Here is a 19010-nt window from a genome sequence, read left to right on the forward strand (position 1 = left end):
GAGGGTCACCAAAACAAAAGGTGATCTTTTTTTATAGATAAAAAAACAGGTTTTCCCAAAAAGAGAAAGACCTGTTCAAAGGTGCGATTATTTAGTTTCCTCTACCTTCACAATAGAGGTTTCTTTCGTTACATTTCCTTTTCGTTTTAGTTTATTCCAGCCCACTGTTCCACCTTTTATAGCAGAGAGAATGGATTTTATGACTACATAAGTCATAAGCTGTTTATACAAAATTCGTTGTATAAACAATGATGTAAGTGGTCTAGGACTTTCTTTCTCTAATCGGAACGCATATAGAGCAGCAAAGAAATCCATTAAATAGAAAAGAATAAATCCGATGGCTGCTTTTTCAGCGTGGGGGGTGAAAAGTGCCATGATAAGTAAAACATCTGCAATAGGTGATATGATTTGATAAAAATATTGGAATAGCCACATGTTAGGAAGAGCGACATATCCCAATGAGTTATTTTTTTTATCGAACAAAGCCCCACGGTGTTTCCATAAACATTGTAGGGTACCATAAACCCATCGGTACCGTTGTTTTGCCAAACTTTTAATATCTTCCGGTACTTCTGTAAAGGCATAAGCCTTTTCTTCAAATTCGACCTTCTTCCCATTACGTAGAAGAGAAAGCGTGATATCGGTATCTTCAGCAAGTGTATCTTCTTTAAAATATCCTGCTTCTTCGACTGCTTTCTTTCTCCATGCACCAATTGCACCAGGTACAACTGTAATGCAATTGAGAGTTGCAAAAGCCCTTCTCTCTAGGTTGAAGCCTGTCACATATTCAATATGCTGCCAGTTTGTAAGGAGGTTCCCCTTATTGCCGACTTTGACATTACCTGAAACTGCTGCAACATTTTCATTTTTAAAATGGTTAACCAATAAGGAAATAGCATTTTCAGCTATCAGTGTATCAGCATCAAGAGAAACGATAATTTCTCCTTTGGCTTCTTTAATACCGAGATTGACAGCGGAAGATTTCCCCCCATTCCTTTTCTTGATCAGCCGGACGAGCGGGTGATTTGAATATGAATCATGAACCACAACCGCAGTATTATCCTTAGACCCATCGTCGACAATGAGTATCTCAAAAGCAGGGTAATCACTTGATAAAATAGAGTTCACTGTTTTGCCTATTACTTTTTCCTCGTTATAGGCAGCAATAACAACACTCACAAAAGGTGTGAACTCCGGGTCTACCTGGGTCTCTTTGCCCTGTTTTACCTGTTTTCTGGAAAGGTAAACTAATACAATCAACCGCAAGACACCTAAAAGGATAGCTGAGTAAAAAAGAAAAGTTAATCCAAAGGTCCAGCCTTGAATAACCTTAAATACAGCTTGGACATAGACTAGGTAAGGGCTGTCCGGATCAGCAGGAGGCATAATTTCACTATCACTTTTTCCAATTAGACCACCGGTGGTTGTAAAGGTGTATCCTCTATTTTTTAGTTCTTCAATGAGAGTCGGCAGGGCTTCCACAGTGATGGACCGATCACCGCCTGCATCGTGAAGCAAAATGACATTTCCTTCTTTCAGCTGTTTCAATGTTTGATTCACAAGTTCTTCTTCCGATGTATTATACCAATCGCCAGAGTCAATTGTTTCACCTACCATGGTATAGCCCATATCCTGTGCCGTCATTATTGGCAACTGCTCGTTTCTTGAACTTAGTATCGTATCCGATATATATGGAGGCCGGAAGAGGGTCATCGAATGTCCTGTTATTCCTTGAACTAAACGCTGAGTTGCATTTAATTCCATTCTTAAACGAGAAGGTGTAATGGTTGTAACATCAGGGTGAGTAAAAGTATGATTACCGATTTCATGTCCCTCATCATACATTCTTTTTACTAGCTGAGGATGCATCATTGCATTCTTCCCTAATATAAAGAAGGTTCCTTTGACGTTATACTCTTCCAAAATGTCCAATATTTCAGTTGTATATGCTGGATCTGGACCGTCGTCAAAGGAAAGAACCACTTCTTTCTTTTTAGATTTTCCGTATCGGGTCACCTCAATGGATTGTGGTAATTGGACATAGATTTCAGCTTGTATCATCCCGTTGGAATCCAATTGAATCGTTCTTTTACCTTCTTCAGGTTTAGATGTAACTTTTAGAATATCGCCTTCTCCTGTATGGAGATCTGGATTAGAAATTTCAAAAGTGCTCAGGGCCTTTTGCGGATTAAGGATTTCCTTTGGTGCATTCAAATAATTCCAGATTGAGGGATCTTCTGAACCAAGGCGCCAAAGTGCTATTCCCTTTGCTCCGCTATCGCTCGCGAGATTCATTTGATTAAATAATGTAGCAGCGTCCAAAAACCAAACAGTATGATCTTTCCCTTTTCGTTTGTAACGTAAATAAGGATTGCCAGCTTCCTTACTCCAATTGATTGTAAGGTCCGTATCCCTGCCTAATTTCATGATATCCTCGAATGTCATCTCTGTTGCTGGCTTATTCGAGTTTTCTTCCCAGTCATAACCGTAAGTCCCTAAGCCGGCAATCATTTTTTCAGAAGGAATATCCGGTTGATTCAAGTTTTCCTTAACCCAATCTGTTTGGGCCACAGGGCCAGATTGGCTCATCGCGTAATGCTGGTCGTAGAGCATGACGATCACACGATCAGCGCTTTTTGCTAGAGAGGCGTAATCATAGCTACTGTCATTCGGCGGGACGTCCAATGTGACCATAAGACCATGAGGGTGGAATGCTTTATAGACCTTATCCATGAATTGAGTGAAACGGTCTTTGTCCTTTGAATTGATATTTTCAAAGTCAATATTAATTCCGTCGAAGCCGTTTTTTTTGACATATTCCAGCATTTCTTTAATGAAACGTTCCTCCGTACCAGGAGTAGTGAATAATCGGTGGAGCACCTTGTCATTCCAATTATTGTCTATAAAATTATTTACTAATGGCAGAATTTTAATATTATGTCTTTTTGCTTCTCTAACAATTATATGGTCCGTATCGGATTTCAGGGTAAGGTCAGGCGTAATTTGCAGCCACTCCGGGACCAGTGTTGTAATGGAATCTTTATTCTTTCTGAAAGAAGCTTTGCTGTTTTCGTCCCAATTGACATAAAACCCATACACTTCTTGTTCTTTCGAAATTTGTGCTTTGTTTAACCCAGTGTTTTTCGTAGAAAGATTTGTGTTTTGTATCAGTGAAGCAAGCTCTTTTTCACTGAAGGGCTTATTAATCGGCTCTATGTCGCTAGTTGCTTCGCTTTTATTCAATTGTAGCTCAGGAAACGTTGAATTCGTATTTAGGCTTTCTATAAAAAAGGTGGATACTACAACAATTAATATAGTGAAACCGACGCTCATTCTTATAAAAATTTTCCAGCGACTTTTGGCAGGATCAAGAAAAACAGAATCTGGGTTTAGCTCCTTTTCTTTCAATCCTAAGTTGTAAAACCAGTGAAAGAAGAAATAGCAGACAAGCCCAACAAATCCTCCAAAGACTCCTGCTACAAGGGATTGGGAAGTCAATATTTTATTTTTCAGCATGGAAACGAACCAATAATCTTCCAATGAACCAAAATCCGTTAAAGGTAAATCGGATACATTAGGAATAAAAACGGTAATCAACGTTCCGAGGAATAGGGCGATGATATTAAGACGGAACAAGAGTGAAAAAGCAAGCAATAATGGAATTCTTATACTATCTAAAGGTAGAAATGCCAGAAAAAAACCAAGTGTACTCGCTACCGCTCCGGCATTCCCACGGACAGGTGCGAACAATGATCTGACAATCCACCAAAAAACACGATTCACTAAGACTCCCCCTCTAGATGTAGTGTCAAAAATATTTATATATTATAGAAGAATTATTTTATAGTTATAAAAAATAAGCAGATTTTTTCTCTTAGAAAAAATGACTAACAAAATAAATTTAGGTAAGTCTACCAAGATTCTGGGGGTAAGTTTAAAAAGTTTTCCACCACATGATTTAGTACGTGTCCCTAAATGCTTGCTTCTTAAAAATGAACAGGGACGGTTATCTGCTGCAAAGAGTAGCAAAACCGTCCCTGTGTGTCTAAACTTTAGTGTAAATCATCGATCACAAGTAACAACAACGAATTCGCCTGTTCTCATTGAAATCATTTGAGCTGGCGGGCCGCTTACTCTTGTTTCACAGTAGACATCAAGTGTGGTTAGGCCGCAAAAAATTCTAACATACTGGTTTCCTCTTAAGTTGACGTCTGGTAATCTTCTCGTCGGCGCTCCAAAAATAGGCAAACAAAACACGACACCAATCTCTCCTGGTCTTAAAATTTCTTCACTTGCTAGGGATGTTCTACTTCTGCCTTCTGCATCGACGATGGTAATTAAATGTGTGCCGATGTGAGGGATATTGCAGATATTCCCCAAGCCATGTCTGATAGACTTTAGGATACTTTCCTCCATTTTTTAACACCCTTTATTTTCATAGATTCATAGATATCATATTCAGTTTGATAGAATCTGACAGGGCGTGTAGATCTTTTTTAAAAAATGGCCGGTGGTGTACTGCTACCAAACAGAGAACCCATGATATTGATACATATAAGATTAAAGCAGAGGAATGATTATCCTCTGCTCATCTAATGTATAAATTATAGTTTAGTTCTTCATGTGTAACTTACCCAACATCTTGCAAGGGAACTACTTTAATTAAGAAGGTTTATGTTTCATGAATTCGTTTTGCTTAAAAAGCTCGTTTAAAGTTTTCTGAGTAGCCATGCCATTAACGGACACCGTCCCATCAGGGTAAAGTCTAATTTCCATTTTGTTAGGAATGGAGGTGAGTTGGTCTTTTAGGTGCTGGTAAGCGTTTGTAAGAAAATGATATCGTTGGTTGGAAGAGCCAACCCAAGGCCTGCTTAAATCAAGGTTGTCTTTTTCAAAAGGTCCGTCAATTAATAGATCTGTAGCTTCTATAAGCTGTCTAGCATCCGTTCTCATTGCCAGGTCTTCAAGGTGGTAGCCGGAAAACGTCATTACCGTAAGATCGAGTTCCTTTACTCTTGCTGCCAGTGTTCCTAGGGCTTTGGCTTGGTCAAATGGCTCTCCACCTAGAAAAGTCACACCCTCTATGTTGTTGGCTTCTTTACTATTTGAGATTTCATGAAGCAGGGTATCAACGGAAACTATTTTTCCATTCTCCTTATTCCATGTCCACGGGATTCCGCAGCCTTCACAGCGAATCGAGCATCCCTGTACCCATAGGCAGAAACGCTTTCCTGGACCTTCAACGGTTGTATGTGGGAGGTAACGATGGATGTATAATTCCATTAATAATCGATGACCCTTCCTTGTGTCTTTGGCTGCTCAGGACTAGAAACAGATTGATTCTCCATATCGAAAGTAATCCTATTTTCAAGCTTCATCCGTACATGTGGTTTGATTTGGAGCTTATCGATAAAGTGGTCAAGAGATTGGAAACCGCCAGCTTCGTTGCGAGCAGCCACGACTTTTTGGGCAAAGATAGCTCCAATTCCTTGGATGCTTGCAATTTCTTTTTCTGTTGCAGTATTAATGTTTATACGCTCAGTAGAAGCCACATTATGTGAGATGGTTTTCGTAGGGAATGAAGGAGTTGTTTCTTGAATGCCGTACTCTTTTGAAACCTCGCTGCGAATTCTAGAAAACTCTTTTTCCCTTAGCCCTGAATCTAACCATGTCTCTAATCGAATTAGGTACTCCGATCTTGCTTTAATAGCGTGGAAGATTGAAATGACCCACAAGGTTAGTAGAGTAGAATAAATCACATCTTCCATCCAATGCCCGTCTGGTACACTATCAGGTGCAACCATTGCCCCAATGAATGGAATAGTGTAAATGAAAGCTGCTAGAATCCATTTCCATTGTTTCATGCGAATGCCAATATAATAGAATGCAATAAAGTTTGTAAATCCAAATGGCACTAAAGTCCAAAGTATCCAAATAGAATTACCTAACTCCCACTTTCTCCCTTTGTTTGTTATCGATGCCATTTTTACTTCTCCTTTAACTCTTGTTTACTTTTCATCTCTATGTGGATTTCTGTTTCAAGATATTCTACCGTATAGTTGGAGTCCACTGTTTGAGCTTCTAACAGTTCCTCTAGAAGACTTATGTATTCAAGGCATTCATTACCCTTTATACCTAGTGTTTCTGCGTGAATAATACCTTCTTCCGTAATTTTAATTTGGATCTTTTTCTGACTCACAGTTTTTCCTCCATCAGTTTGATGTGACTTGATAGGTTAGAAGGATAGATCGGTCTTCTTGGACTTGCTCAGACTCTAGTAAAAGCCCCTTTGACTCTGCCTGCTCCCTTAAACGTTGATATGTTTCCTGTTGAATCAAATATTTGTATTCAGTATGGAGGTTTTCAATGAATTCAAGTGCATCTTCCGTACTGACATCCTTATCAAAAACTGCCTCAAATTGACCTTGTTCATTTTTCTGAAATACAATTTTAATTTCACCTATAATTGCTTCGTAGTTTTCTTGAGTCAACTCTTGTGCATGGCACCCATATTGTTCAATTGCTTTTTGCAGGAGATGCTGCTTTTTCATAACTGTCTTTACGCTATATGTTTCTCCTTCTTTCCTATAGTCCGTTATCATCTCACCAATCGAGGTTGCGACTGTAATACCAATAGGAATTAGTAGTAATTCAATGCTCATTTGGTTCCGACTCCTTCTATACAAAAATTAAAAGTCAATTGTACGACCACCTCTTGATGAAAGAACACCTGCTTCGCACTCTTCCATATTAGACTTATATTCCCTTCTATCCTCGCGTGGAGTTGCAGCTACAGCACGGACATTCGCCCAGTCACGTATACGCTTAATTTGCTCCTGTTGTGTTACTGAAAGAGGAATTAACTGACTACAGACTTTTTCAAAATCTTTCATGGTGACACTGCGGTTTTCATAAAAGGCATCAAATAATCCATCGATAACTACCTGTTCAATTTCTGCTCCAACAAATCCTTCTGTTATTTGGGCCAGGGTATTCAGGTTATAATCAGATATTTGGAATGTTCCCTTTATCTCTTCATTTTGCAACCTTTTATGAAGATGCACTTTAAAAATTTCTACACGTTCTCTGTGGGTGGGGAGATCAACGAAGAATATCTCATCAAATCTACCTTTGCGAAGCATTTCAGGAGGAAGAGCTGATATGTTATTTGCAGTCGCAATAACAAAAACCGGCTTTTCTTTTTCCTGCATCCATGTGAGAAAGTGTCCAAATATGCGGGAGGTCGTTCCACTATCCCCATTAGTATTAAGACCACTAAAGCCCTTTTCAATTTCATCAATCCAAAGTATGGCCGGGGCAATTGCTTCAGCAGTTTGAAGGGCTTTACGCATATTTTCTTCACTACTTCCAACTAAACCGCTAAAAATTTTACCAATATCCAGCCTTAAAAGGGGAAGTTGCCACATTTCACTGATTGCTTTACTTATTAAGCTTTTTCCACAGCCAGGAACTCCTGTCAAAAGAACACCTTTTGGAGCGGGTAGTCCATACTCTCTTGCAGACTCAAGCCATGATTTATCTCTTTTTCTAAGCCATCGCTTCAAATTTTCAAGCCCCCCGACATCCTCCATCTTCAATTTACTAGGAATAAATTCCAGTATTCCAGTTTTCTTTATAATTTGTTCTTTTTCTTCCAAAATGACCTCCACATCTTTCACTGATAGTTTCCCATCCTCCACCATCGCTCTTGCGAAAGCATTTTCGGCTTCAGCCAGTGTCAGTCCGAGTGCGGCATTTACAAGTACTTCTCTTCCTTGTTCATCAAGATTCATTTCAATGCGTCCATGCTCTTGGTTTACTAGTATCATTTCATTCAAGCTTTGACGTATTTCTTTAGCAGAAGGCAACTGAAAGTCCACTATTGTAATGTCCTTTTCTAACTCTACTGGTAACCTTAAGACTGGAGAAATAAATACGACATTCTTGGGATTGGCACTTTGCTTCAGGCTAGAAATTACATCTCTTAGCTTCCTGATAATTTGAAAGTCTGGTAATCTTCCATCTTCTCCAAAGTAAACATGAAAATCATGGAGCACAAAGATTGCCGGTTTCTCGTATTTTTCTATATAATCCAAAGCTTGAATGGGTGCTTTTGTATCTTTTTTTGTAATGCCTTCTCCTGTCAAACCGTTTGTTACTGTCCAGGTAATCACCTCTCGTGGAGTTTTTATCCACTCGGCATTTGTGGCAATCGACCTTATCATTTCAAGGGCCCGATCCTCTTCCCAAGTTGAAATATATAAAAACGGAAATCTCGCTCTAAATAGATTCCCCATTAGTATTTTTTTTTCTATTAACGCGTCCACAAATTCATCCCCTTAATAGGTAGCATGTTTTTACTATCATTGTACAACAACTGTGACATAAAGCGACAAATATGAGAAAAAAATCCTCGAGATCGGAAATCTAAGCATAAAGATCAGAGTAGAAAAATTTTGTGCATAAAAATTTTTTCCTTAGGGTATTTCCCCATTAAAAAGGGGGGACAGCCATGGCTTTCGATTATGACTTAGATTTTGAGAAGATAGATTTTCGTAAGAATCCTGAACTGTATAGGGTTGGCAGGGGAGAACAGGGTGTCTTACTGGTGGAACCTTATAAAAGTGAAATCCTGCAGCATTGGCGCTTTAAGACTCCGGAAATTGCAAAGGAGTCATCAGAGAAAATCTATCAGATGTTTCTTGATTATAAGGAAAACGAGGATTTTGTCGGCATGGATATGGCAAGAAAATTTCTGCAGATGGGCTATACGCGAGCCCGCCGGTACACCAATTATAAAGGTGGGAAGAAATATGATGAGAAAGGAGAGGTAAATGAAAGGCAGATTGATCCTGTGAAAGCTGAATCAGCGGCTATCTTTAAGGAAAAATGGAAGCTTGCCAGGGAGGATAAGGATTATCTGAAGCGGAAGAAGAATCATCAGAAAGAATATGGGTAAAGGGATAGTAGCAATCCCGGACAGGGAAGAGTTTTTGCTCATATGCTTTTAAAAAAGAAAGCGAGTGAGTCTATTTAATAAGACTTTACTCGCTTTCAATATCCATTATTATTTATTTTGGTTGTAAAACTAGCATCTTAGCTTCCTCACGATACTCATCACTCATAGATGTCTGATGGTATTTGCCTTCCGTCCAATCAACCATTTGATCATGGTACCAAGGGCTCATTACATGTCCAGACTGACCTGGACCGACGACATTATAGCTCTCTAATGGGTTTTTCATGTCCACAATTGTTCTCCAGGCGGCGCCGTGGTTTACTTTTCCTGTTTCACTGTTCCAGCCGGCAGCTCCCACTGTCACCCTACTTCCTCTCATTGGAATAGACCCTTTTCTATTGAAAAGAAGGTGTAAAGGATTCACGGCTGACAATGGGTGAGAGAACTCGGCTGCATGCACTTCTCCCCACTTCCAATCAGCTGGATTTTCACCTTGGAAATCACTCGCTCGGTTAACGGCATTTGTGAGAGATTCCTGTAGAACGTTCTGTAAACCACCTTTTTCACTAATCCAGATACCTTCCTCTCCTTGATAAGCTTTCCGTATCAGTTGATCTACCACGTTGCCTTTTCCTGCAAAGAGCTTTAGTACGTCTTCATTAATCTGATCATGAAACAAAAAGTTAGAAATCTCTTCCATCCAAAAGTGGAAGAGTAAGGGGGCAGCTGAATCGGTACTGTCTGTAAAATCCCAACTTTCAAATGTCTCTAATGCTTCTCTATCAATCCCTCGAAGATTAGATACATCTGTATTTTTTAATAGGATTGGGACAAACTCTTCTGCTTGGAGATTGTAATGGTCGAATTGAAGCTTCATCATATCATCTACGTTTAATTTCTCTTTTGATTCTAAAACGTCTTGAATTCTTTGCTGTCGATAGGGTTGAGCCCAAATATTGGATATGTGGTATGGATACTCCTCTCCTGCCACTTTATAATTTGCTGTTGCGATATAACCTTCTGTGGGGTTTACAACGGTTGGAAGCTCATCCCATGGAATATATCCTTCCCATTCATATTCATCTGTCCAACCTGGTACCGGAAGTAAGCTATCTCCTTTCTTTCGAATAGGGATAAGTCCATTCGCGCGGTACGCAATCGTGCCATCTGTAGAAGCAAAGACGAAATTCTGAGCTGGTGTATGAAAGTATGTTAAGGCTTCTTTAAACTCCTCCCAGTTTGCTGCTTTGCTGAACTTCAATACAGCTTCGAGCTCCGTGGAAGGTTCTAGTGCCGTCCATTTCATGGCAAGTGCGGTATCCGCTTCTTCGTAATGTGCGAACTCAGACATGATTGGGCCGTGTCTAGTTTCTACCACCTCATAATCTAATGGTTTCTCGTCTTTAATAAAAATCTTTTCCTCTATTATTTCAGCAGTCTCCCATTTATCGTTATACAGGAACTCATGTTTGTTATCAGGGTTGCGCTTTTCTATGTAAAGATCCTGTACGTCAGGTCCAACGTTCGTCACACCCCAAGAAATGGTTTCATTTCGGCCAAGTATAATACCAGGAATCCCTGCAAAAATAACACCACTAACGTTAACCTCCGGGGATTTCAGGTGTGTTTCATACCATATTGCAGGAGTTGCCAACCCAAGATGCGGGTCATCCGCTAGTAACGGAAAACCAGATTCAGATTTTTCCCCGCTTACTACCCAATTATTACTTCCGTTAAATTCGTGGGGGATAACGGCTCCTGAAAAGCTTTTTCCAATATCAATCGTAGAGTCTTTTACAGCTTGAATAATGGCAAGATCATCTTCTGGATAGCTTGGAAAAAGTTCTAAGGCCTTTTCCTCCGGGAAGTTTTGAATTAGATGATGACGAAACGCCTGTCCTTCCCAATGCCCTCCAAGGTCAAAGGCCATGTATTTTCCAATCGTAATGGAATCCAAGTCAGTCCACTCTTCGGGTTCATACCCCATGATTGTAAATTCAATAGGAAGGGTATTGGCTGTTTTAGCCTGTTTCATATATTGATTTACTCCTTCAGCATAGGAAGTTAATGCGTTCCTTGCTTCTTCAGAATAAAGATCGAGCGACTTTTCTGCAGCCCTTCTTAATCCTAACGTTCTAAAAAACTTATCCCGGTCAAGCGCTTGTTTTCCTACAACCTCACTTAGCATACCGGATGCTTGTCTTCTACTTAAATCCATTTGGAAAATGCGATCTTGTGCTGTTACATAGCCTTGTGCGAAAAAAAGATCATGCTGATTTTTTGCTTCAATATGAGGAGTACCTGCCTCATCTCGGTAGACACTTACAACATCTGTTAGTCCAGTTACTTCAATCGTTCCTTCTGTTTGCGGTACGCTCTTATTTATTAGCCAGAACAAGTAACCAACTGCAACCATCGCAAGAAATAGAATAGCCAATGCTACCGATACAGTGACCTGCCATCGTCTTTTTCTAGGCCATAATCGAAACCCTTTCTTTATAACAACCTCCACACCATAACGCCCCCTTATAATGACAACGCTTACAACTACCCAAATATTATTTTTATATTTATGAATAGTCAGAATTATTATACCACGGTAAGCAGGATCCTAGGTACATTAGGAGGTGTATTCTGTTATTAGTCAGAAAATATGAATAATTTTTCTCATCTCTCTAGTCTATAAGATTCATCTTTCGAAACCCGAAAGGAATTTAGCGAGGAATATAGAAATCCTCTATTGCAACTACATAAAAGCATGGAGGGATGTAGAATGAATAAAGTTTGGAAAATTTTAAGTTCAACAGCTTTGGCAGCTTCTTTATTGGCTGTACCGACCATGGGTTCAGCTGATCCAGGGCCGAGTCCGCAGCAGGGAGAAACCCTGCCCATTAACGGCTATATTAATTACGAGGAGCTTGGACGTAAATTAGAGCAGATTCAACAAACAAGCCAGGGAAAAGTAAACGTGGAAACTGCCGGCTATACAAATCAAGGACGTGGCATTTATAAGGCTTCTGTAGGTCATGGCGATAAGGTAGTGCTTATTCAAAGTGAAATCCACGGGAATGAGAAAACAGGTACAGTGGCACTTCTGAACATTTTGCAAAACCTTGGTTCCAGCAACTCACCTGAAGTAAAAAGAATTTTGGAGGAGCTTACGATTGTAGTTATTCCTATGCTGAACGTGGATGGTTCCGAATTGAGCCGCCGTGGAAATGAGATGGAATGGGCAGAGGTTGTGGCAGCATTCCCTCAGCTTGCGGAAGTCTCGCCTGCTTGGAATTACTATACGTACTCTGGAGGGGGGTGGAACTACGATCAGAACCCAGGATTTGATGTGAACCGTGACTTCAACCCTGATCTAAACTATGTTCCACAGCCGGAAGATTTTCCTGGGGCATCCAATGCCTATGGGTGGTATATTACGCCTGAAGCACAAACGGTTAGAAACGTATATAAGGACTTAAAAGCGGAGTTTGGAAATGTGGATGTATTCGTGGACCTTCATCACCAAGGATTCCCGTATATCGAAGGGACAGATGACAGGGTGACCATGTCAATCTCCGGTAAGTTCGTCACTGATCCAAACAGTCCTGGTGGTGAAAAGTATGATGCTTATGCAGATAATTATGACTACGACTTCTCACGACAATTAAACCTGGCACTCTATGATGCTCTGCAGGCAAAAGGGGAATCGGGCTTCACGAATATTTCTTTATACAATCAAGATATTGACCTCCCTGGAACGGCCCTTGGTTCCTTTGCATTAAATGGTAGCGGGACTGTTCTATTTGAAGTAAGCGGACAAACACAGAATTTCGGGCAGAAGAAAAAAGGTCAGCTGGTGAAAACAGTAGAAACTGGCCTGATGGGTATCATTAACGGTGTAGCCGATGGCTCTGTAAACGAACTAGATCCTGAAAGATATGAGAATATTCCTTTAAGTTCAAGGACTCCGGGGTTTTAATCATTCGTTAGTAAAGGGGACACTGAATCCAAACTAGCTCCTCGGTGTCTATGAAGCATCTGTTAACATAACAGATGCTTTTATTTGGCTCCAAATAACATTTTTACAAAGCTAGAGCGTTTAATGAAAAGGTAATATAATATACCGATGGAGATGAACGTGAGTATGTTAATCAATATGAATTGAAACCACATAAATATAGAAGTCTGCTGCAAGTAATACCCAATTACCACGATTAATGTTTGGTGAAGTATATATATGGTGAATGCCATTTTATTTACAGCTGTAATCCATTCAATCTTTTTGTTCATATATGTTTTGAAGTAACCAATAATTGCAAAAATCCATGCAAAGGTGGTGATGGCATTTAGCAAGGTGAATAGTATCAGCGGAGTTGTAAAGCCATTTGTAATATGCAGCCAATATAAGCATAGCACAGCACCCATGCTCACAATAGCAAGTATTAATAAGCGTGTTCGTTCTACCGCTATCATCCGCTCTATTTCCGATTCCTTTACGATGTATGCTCCGTAAAGAAAAAAAGTGAAAAAATAAAATGGGTTAAATTCCATACCTAAAAAGGTAATGTCAGTAATAAAAATAGGGACAATTAACAAATACAGAAACCACGAATGGGTAGAAGGGGTCACCATTCTCTTCTTATGCTGAATAAATCGGAAAACAGCGATGCTTACTAACGAGAACACAACTAAAAATAGTATGAACCACATGTGGGCTGGAGTAAATGTGCCAGTAAATCCGTCAATTTGTGAAAGGTCAAAAGTGAAAAATGTAGGATAATACTCCCAATAACTTGTATTAGCTGGAATGATTCCTTTACTTAAGGATGCATAATATCCTTGCGGGGGTACAATCACTAAAACAGCAAAAATAAAGGGGATGAGCAATCGTTTAAGTCGATCGCGAATGAAGGCTCTATTGCTCCTGGACAGAAGGATAAAGTACGTACCTACACCAGAAACCAAGAAAAGAATTGGCATCCGCCATTGTGACAAAAAAATAGCAAACAGTTGTAATATCATGCTTTCATCATCTTTAATGTAGAATGGATAATAATCATAAATCCTTGCAGAATGAAACGGGATTAACAACATTATAGCTATAACTCTTATCACATCTATATAGTGTTTCCTCATTAAATTACCCTCGCTCGCAACTAATTTTCAAACAATTTGCACAAACGTATTATACATGAATTAATTGGAGAGGAATACACAAATATATATAATATTTAGTTCTTTTGTACTATTAGTTTCTCTTTCCTCTACTTTAGGATGGTATACTGATGCTAGAGGGATTTCAATTTAATATCTCTATAAAAAACATGGTATTGGTAGCTTGCTAAAGGCGTTTATTGTAAGAGTTAGAGAGAGAAAAGTATGGTGCAAATGTAAAATAATTCATAATGATATAGTATAGTAGAGTGTGAAAGACGTTTTTAATGAAATCCATCTGAAGCGATGTTTCAACGGATAAAAGGGATGTGTCGAGTTGTTATCTTTATTAAGTGATTTATTCATAAATCTTTGTGTACTAGTTGCTTTAATTTTTATCTATTTGCAATTAAGATGGAAAATAAAGTTAGAGGAAAAATCTAGCATTAGCTCGATTATTATTGATGGGTTTGCGGGAGGAATATTAGGTTATATTTTAATGAATTTTTCTATACAGGTAACATCTGAAACAATTGTAGATTTACGCTTCATCCCAGTCATGTTGATAATATTGTTTATTGGAATACCGCATGCGATAATAAGCGCATTTTTGATTATACTCAGCAGATTTATTTTTGGTGTAACTGTTTCCGCGGTGGCAGCAATGATCTTAATGGTAATTTTAATTATAGGTTTTATCTTCATTAATAGAATATATAAGAAATATAAGTTTGACCCGAATTCATATAAACATAGCCTATTTATGATCATTTTCTCAAATATCGTATTTTGTATTATTATTTCATTTCTTGTTGAAGATATGGAACTGTTGAAAAGTCTGATACCTTCTTATTGGATTATCTCTATAATAGGTGGCCTTACTTCTGTTTTCTTTGTTGAGTATATAAGGAAAACACAATACCTTTTAATGAAATATGAAAAAGAATCAACAACAGATTTTCTTACTGGTTTAAATAATGTACGTCAATTCGATGCTATTTGGAATTCGCTCACAAGTAATGCTACTTCTAAAAATGAAAGGTTATCGTTGTTAATCATTGACATTGACCATTTTAAACAGGTCAATGACACATTCGGGCATCCGATCGGTGATATGATTTTAATAGAGTTAGGAAAGATCTTAAAAAGTAGTACTCGTTCTTTTGATGTTGTGTCACGAAATGGGGGAGAAGAGTTTTCCGTTATTTTACCTGATTGTCCACATCATCTAGCGAAAGAAATAGCAGAGCGTATAAGGAAGGCAGTAGAAATACATAACTTTCACGTATCACCAAAGGAAACAGTTAAGTTAACTATTTCAATAGGAGTTGCCACCTATCCAGAAACAGTGAGTGATACTAATCAAATTGTGGATATGGCAGATGAGTGTTTATACAAGGCAAAACGTTCAGGTAGGAATAGAGTCTGTGCAAATTATGATGGAGAATAAGGTGGCCGGAGAACAGGGGGAGTGCTGGTGGAGCCTTATAAAAATTAAATCTTGCAGTATTGGCGATTCAAGACCCCTGAAATCGCAGAGGAGTCATCCAGCAACTATCTTTAAGGAAACATGGAAGCTTGCCAGAGAGGATAAGTATTATCTAAAGGGAAAAAAAGAACACCAGGAGAAGTATGGGTAAAAGATTGAGGGACAAATTCGTTTCCGTCTGCGCATAAAAGCGTAAGTCGGGTCGACGAATTTCTCCCTTTTTGTTACTAATAAATAAAAAAATCTTCGTAATCGACAGTTGAATACAAATTATGACAAAAAAACTATTGGATTATAAGTCTTATTTACTAGTATAATATACCTATTAATAAACTGATACTTACGTACTTCGGAATAAATCTAACCATTGTAAAAGCATCTTTGTCAACATTCCGTTCTCAAGGTTAATCTAATAACACTTTAGAGGAGGAAGAAAATTGAAAAAGATAATTGTATCGTTAGTAATGTTATGCTTGCTTTTTAGTGTGGTAGGATCGCCGGTTTTCGCATCAGAATCAAACACGAAGAAGGCTCTAGAGTTGATTGAAAAGACAAATCAAGAGATTGATATTAAGATTGAAAAGGCTGTAACAAAAGCAGACAAGCTTCATTCTGACTTTCTTCAGGAATTGAGAGTTATTGAAGAAGGAAAAGAATTGGTAAAGTTAAAGAATGAACAAAATAAAGTGATTCAGGAATTAAAAGAAGCTTCACAAGCTGAAAAAAATGATGAGAAAAAAATAGAGAAGCTTAATGAGAAAAACGCAAAATTAGAAGAGAATATGAAAAAAGAACTTGCAAAAATTGATGCTAAACTTCAAGCTATCGAAGCAGATATGAATGAAATTAGGGTATCCCTTTTAACTGCTGATGATAAAGATAAGAAAAAACTAAAAGAAAAAATGGATAAGTTAAAAGAAAAGCTAACTAAAAAAGATCAAATGTTTCAAGAAAATACGGAAAAGTACACAAAAGAGTTAGACAAGGTTATCACAGATGTTTTTGATGAAACATTGGAGATGTCTTCAAAGACAATCGGAAAAGCTGCTGAATTGGGAGTAGAAGCGGAATGTAGTTGGAAATTAGTTCGTTTTGCAGATCAGTGGGTATGGATTGATCCGATCAAAATAGTGGGATGGTAGGGCTTAGCTTTAATTAACAATATATAGTAAAGTTAATAAAAGCGAGTTCTAGTATAGGACTCGCTTTTTATTAGGCGTAAAGGTGGGATTTAGATGGAGTTCTTTAAGGTTGGTTTGAAGGGGTCTGCTATTGAAAAAGCTATGTTTAATTACACCGAGTTTAGCCTGTTATCCAGAGGTGATGGAGTAGAAATATTTCTTCAAACGATTGAAGAAGGGAAGTTTTTTTACTTATACCCCAGTGATAATCCGGAAGCTATAGAATTTTATTTTATTGTTTCAGGTCAAGTGTTGTGTGAGCAGGAGGATAAACAATTAAATTTAGGGCCAGAGGAATACTTTACCGCAAGAGGATTAAAAGAACCTATCTATTTTTCAACCCTTTCAAAAGTTACTTTACTCTGTGTAGTTACAGAACAAACTTTTTTTCAAATAAGTGAAGAAGTTTCATCTTTATTTAAAATAATTAAGCAAGTGGAAGAGAAGGATAGATATACATATAACCATAGTGATCGAGTAGCTAGATATTCAATAAAAGTAGCGAAGAAATTAAAATTAAGAAAAGAAAGGTTGGAGAATTTAAGGGTTGCTTCTAGCCTCCATGATATAGGAAAAATCCATGTACCCATAGAAGTATTAAATAAACCAAGTAGTTTAACAGATGAAGAATTTGCGATAATAAAAAAACACCCTATAGATGGCGCAAATATGATTAGAGATACCTATTATTCAGAACTTGCGCCCATCATAGAGCAACACCACGAACGACTTAATGGAACAGGGTATCCTTATGGGTTAAAAGGTGAAGAAATATCAATTGAAGCCCAAATCATTGCGGTTTGTGATACATATGATGCGATGACAGAGGACCGAGCCTACAGAAAAGCTTATACCGCAGAATACGCTTTGGATGAGTTGAAACGATTAGTAGACACGCATTATGATAGAAATATAGTAGAAGCATTTGAGAGAGTATTGTTGGAAGAAGGGGCATTATAGTGTCCCCTCCCCCCCGTTCAACCCCTTTAGGAGGAAATCATGGATATTTTCGACATTGCAAAGCTTGCGAGCGTCTCGAGAAAAACGGTTCAGCGAGTGTTAAATGATTCGCCCCAGGTAAAGAAAGAAACGCGTGAGCGTATTCTTACTATTATGGCGGAGCATAATTATCATCCTAACGTCTCTGCTAGGCGCTTAACAAAAAAGAAAACGAAGACCCTCGGTTTATTTATCATTCAGGACCCAGAGAAAAATAATATATACGCAGATGACCTCTTTTACAGTACGGTCATCAGCAGTATGATCAGCTCCTGTTCGTATCGTGGTTATAATGTACTTGTAACCACCTCAACGCTTGACGACAGTGCTCCTATTCTGAAGCTCTACAGGGAGAAAAGCATTGATGCTGGGATGATTATCAGTTGGTCATGCGTACAAAAAATTGTAGATGAAATCAGGGAAGCAGGATTCTTAGTAGGTGTATTTGATCAAAATAATATTGCCCCAAACCAGCAGCATGTGCCTATTCCTATGCTGTTAAATAAAGAATCTGCCCTTCTTGCGACGGAATACCTGATTGAGCTTGGTCACCAAGAAATCGGAATCATCACTGGAGAACTGGAAAATCGTGCTGCTATGGAACGGCTTCAAGGATATCAAGAGGCTCTTCAACAGGCCGGGCTTAAAGTTGGCCCTGTATTTGAAGGAAGCTTTGTTGAGAAGTCAGGCTATGAAGCGATTTCAGATTGGATTGAAAAAGGAACGCTTCCAAAAGCTGTCGTCTGCTCCAATGATTTGATTGCTATCGGTGCATTAAAGGCCTTAGGGGAACATGAAATTTCAGTTCCAAAGCAGATCTCTTTAATCGGTTTTGATAATGTTCGACTGACCGAATATACAAATCCCTCTCTGACTACCATGCATTTACCTAGAATGGAAATGGCGGAATATTTGGTGGAGCAATTGATTAGTCAGGTTGAGCTTGGATACCCTGCACCGGAACGATTTTTCAAAGCCTCACTGGTGGAACGTCATTCCTGCGCACCAACTGTATCAAAGTGAAAAGCACTTTTTAACTAAATCCAACACCATCAAAAGCATTCATTATTGTAAAAAAATGTTGTAATAAATAATGAATGCTTTTATAGTTATATACAAATGTCCCACGTAGGACAAAAAACAAAAGGGAGACAATTTTATTTTTCAGGTCAATGTTTATAAGTATTTTGAAAGCGCTAACACAACCAGTTGTGTCAGAAGTCATGAGATTAGTCTT

At 38.5% G+C, this 19010-nt stretch carries 16 protein-coding genes; 7 read left to right on the top strand and 9 right to left on the bottom strand.

The features are described from left to right. Window positions 1-87 precede the first annotated feature (87 nt). The 7 genes from LC091_RS09100 to LC091_RS09130 all read right to left on the bottom strand — a co-directional run bounded on the left by LC091_RS09100 (window position 88) and on the right by LC091_RS09130 (window position 8297). Complete coding sequence (locus tag LC091_RS09100; protein ID WP_226681713.1) at window positions 88-3783, bottom strand: polysaccharide deacetylase family protein; 3696 nt, start codon at window positions 3781-3783, stop codon at window positions 88-90. Window positions 3784-4062: 279 nt separating this feature from the next. Continuing rightward, entirely contained in the window at window positions 4063-4416 is a 354-nt protein-coding gene (locus LC091_RS09105) for a hypothetical protein (protein WP_226681714.1), read from the bottom strand. Between the two features lie 246 nt (window positions 4417-4662). After that, window positions 4663-5283, bottom strand: a complete 621-nt coding sequence (locus tag LC091_RS09110) for a 4Fe-4S single cluster domain-containing protein (RefSeq protein ID WP_226681715.1) — start codon at window positions 5281-5283, stop codon at window positions 4663-4665. Next, entirely contained in the window at window positions 5283-5984 is a 702-nt protein-coding gene (locus LC091_RS09115; protein ID WP_226681716.1) for a ComEA family DNA-binding protein, read from the bottom strand. Before LC091_RS09115 ends, LC091_RS09110 begins: the two co-directional genes overlap by 1 nt. A 2-nt stretch (window positions 5985-5986) precedes the next feature. Then, entirely contained in the window at window positions 5987-6199 is a 213-nt protein-coding gene (locus tag LC091_RS09120) for a DUF2997 domain-containing protein (protein WP_226681717.1), read from the bottom strand. A 13-nt stretch (window positions 6200-6212) separates the two neighbouring features. Continuing rightward, window positions 6213-6662 (bottom strand): hypothetical protein, encoded by a 450-nt coding sequence (locus tag LC091_RS09125; protein ID WP_226681718.1) that lies wholly within the window; start codon window positions 6660-6662, stop codon window positions 6213-6215. A gap of 27 nt (window positions 6663-6689) precedes the next feature. Then, a complete protein-coding gene (locus LC091_RS09130) occupies window positions 6690-8297 on the bottom strand; it encodes an AAA family ATPase (RefSeq protein ID WP_226681719.1) in 1608 nt (535 codons plus the stop codon). Between the two features lie 215 nt (window positions 8298-8512). Here LC091_RS09130 and LC091_RS09135 point away from each other — a divergent pair, with 215 nt between their 5' ends. Beyond that, on the top strand, window positions 8513-8959 hold the full coding sequence (locus LC091_RS09135; protein ID WP_226681720.1) for a DUF4385 domain-containing protein: 447 nt from the start codon (window positions 8513-8515) through the stop codon (window positions 8957-8959). Between the two features lie 112 nt (window positions 8960-9071). Here the strand turns inward: LC091_RS09135 and LC091_RS09140 are convergent, their stop codons facing one another. Continuing rightward, complete coding sequence (locus LC091_RS09140; protein ID WP_226681721.1) at window positions 9072-11471, bottom strand: penicillin acylase family protein; 2400 nt, start codon at window positions 11469-11471, stop codon at window positions 9072-9074. 261 nt (window positions 11472-11732) lie between these two features. Between LC091_RS09140 and LC091_RS09145 the strand changes: the two genes are divergently transcribed. Further along, window positions 11733-12929 (top strand): M14 family zinc carboxypeptidase, encoded by a 1197-nt coding sequence (locus tag LC091_RS09145; protein WP_226681722.1) that lies wholly within the window; start codon window positions 11733-11735, stop codon window positions 12927-12929. 80 nt (window positions 12930-13009) lie between these two features. On the opposite strand, the gene LC091_RS09150 is transcribed toward LC091_RS09145, so the two are convergent. After that, complete coding sequence (locus LC091_RS09150; protein ID WP_226681723.1) at window positions 13010-14086, bottom strand: acyltransferase family protein; 1077 nt, start codon at window positions 14084-14086, stop codon at window positions 13010-13012. Window positions 14087-14441: 355 nt separating this feature from the next. Here LC091_RS09150 and LC091_RS09155 point away from each other — a divergent pair, with 355 nt between their 5' ends. From LC091_RS09155 to LC091_RS09175, 5 genes are all read left to right on the top strand, one after another. Next, window positions 14442-15554 carry a GGDEF domain-containing protein gene (locus LC091_RS09155; RefSeq protein ID WP_226681724.1) on the top strand — a complete coding sequence of 371 codons (1113 nt, stop codon included), beginning with the start codon at window positions 14442-14444 and terminating at the stop codon, window positions 15552-15554. Next, window positions 15541-15744: a hypothetical protein gene (locus LC091_RS09160; RefSeq protein ID WP_404819675.1), complete on the top strand. Its 204-nt coding sequence runs from the start codon at window positions 15541-15543 to the stop codon at window positions 15742-15744. The genes LC091_RS09155 and LC091_RS09160 overlap by 14 nt, the downstream gene beginning before the upstream one ends. Window positions 15745-16030: 286 nt before the next feature. Beyond that, complete coding sequence (locus LC091_RS09165; protein ID WP_226681725.1) at window positions 16031-16735, top strand: hypothetical protein; 705 nt, start codon at window positions 16031-16033, stop codon at window positions 16733-16735. Window positions 16736-16828: 93 nt separating this feature from the next. Then, window positions 16829-17734, top strand: a complete 906-nt coding sequence (locus tag LC091_RS09170) for an HD-GYP domain-containing protein (protein WP_226681726.1) — start codon at window positions 16829-16831, stop codon at window positions 17732-17734. 39 nt (window positions 17735-17773) lie between these two features. Continuing rightward, window positions 17774-18796 (top strand): LacI family DNA-binding transcriptional regulator, encoded by a 1023-nt coding sequence (locus tag LC091_RS09175; RefSeq protein WP_226681727.1) that lies wholly within the window; start codon window positions 17774-17776, stop codon window positions 18794-18796. Window positions 18797-19010 lie beyond the last annotated feature (214 nt).

The sequence above is a fragment of the Sutcliffiella horikoshii genome (assembly GCF_020524325.1).
GTDB lineage: Bacteria > Bacillota > Bacilli > Bacillales > Bacillaceae_I > Sutcliffiella_A > Sutcliffiella_A horikoshii_D.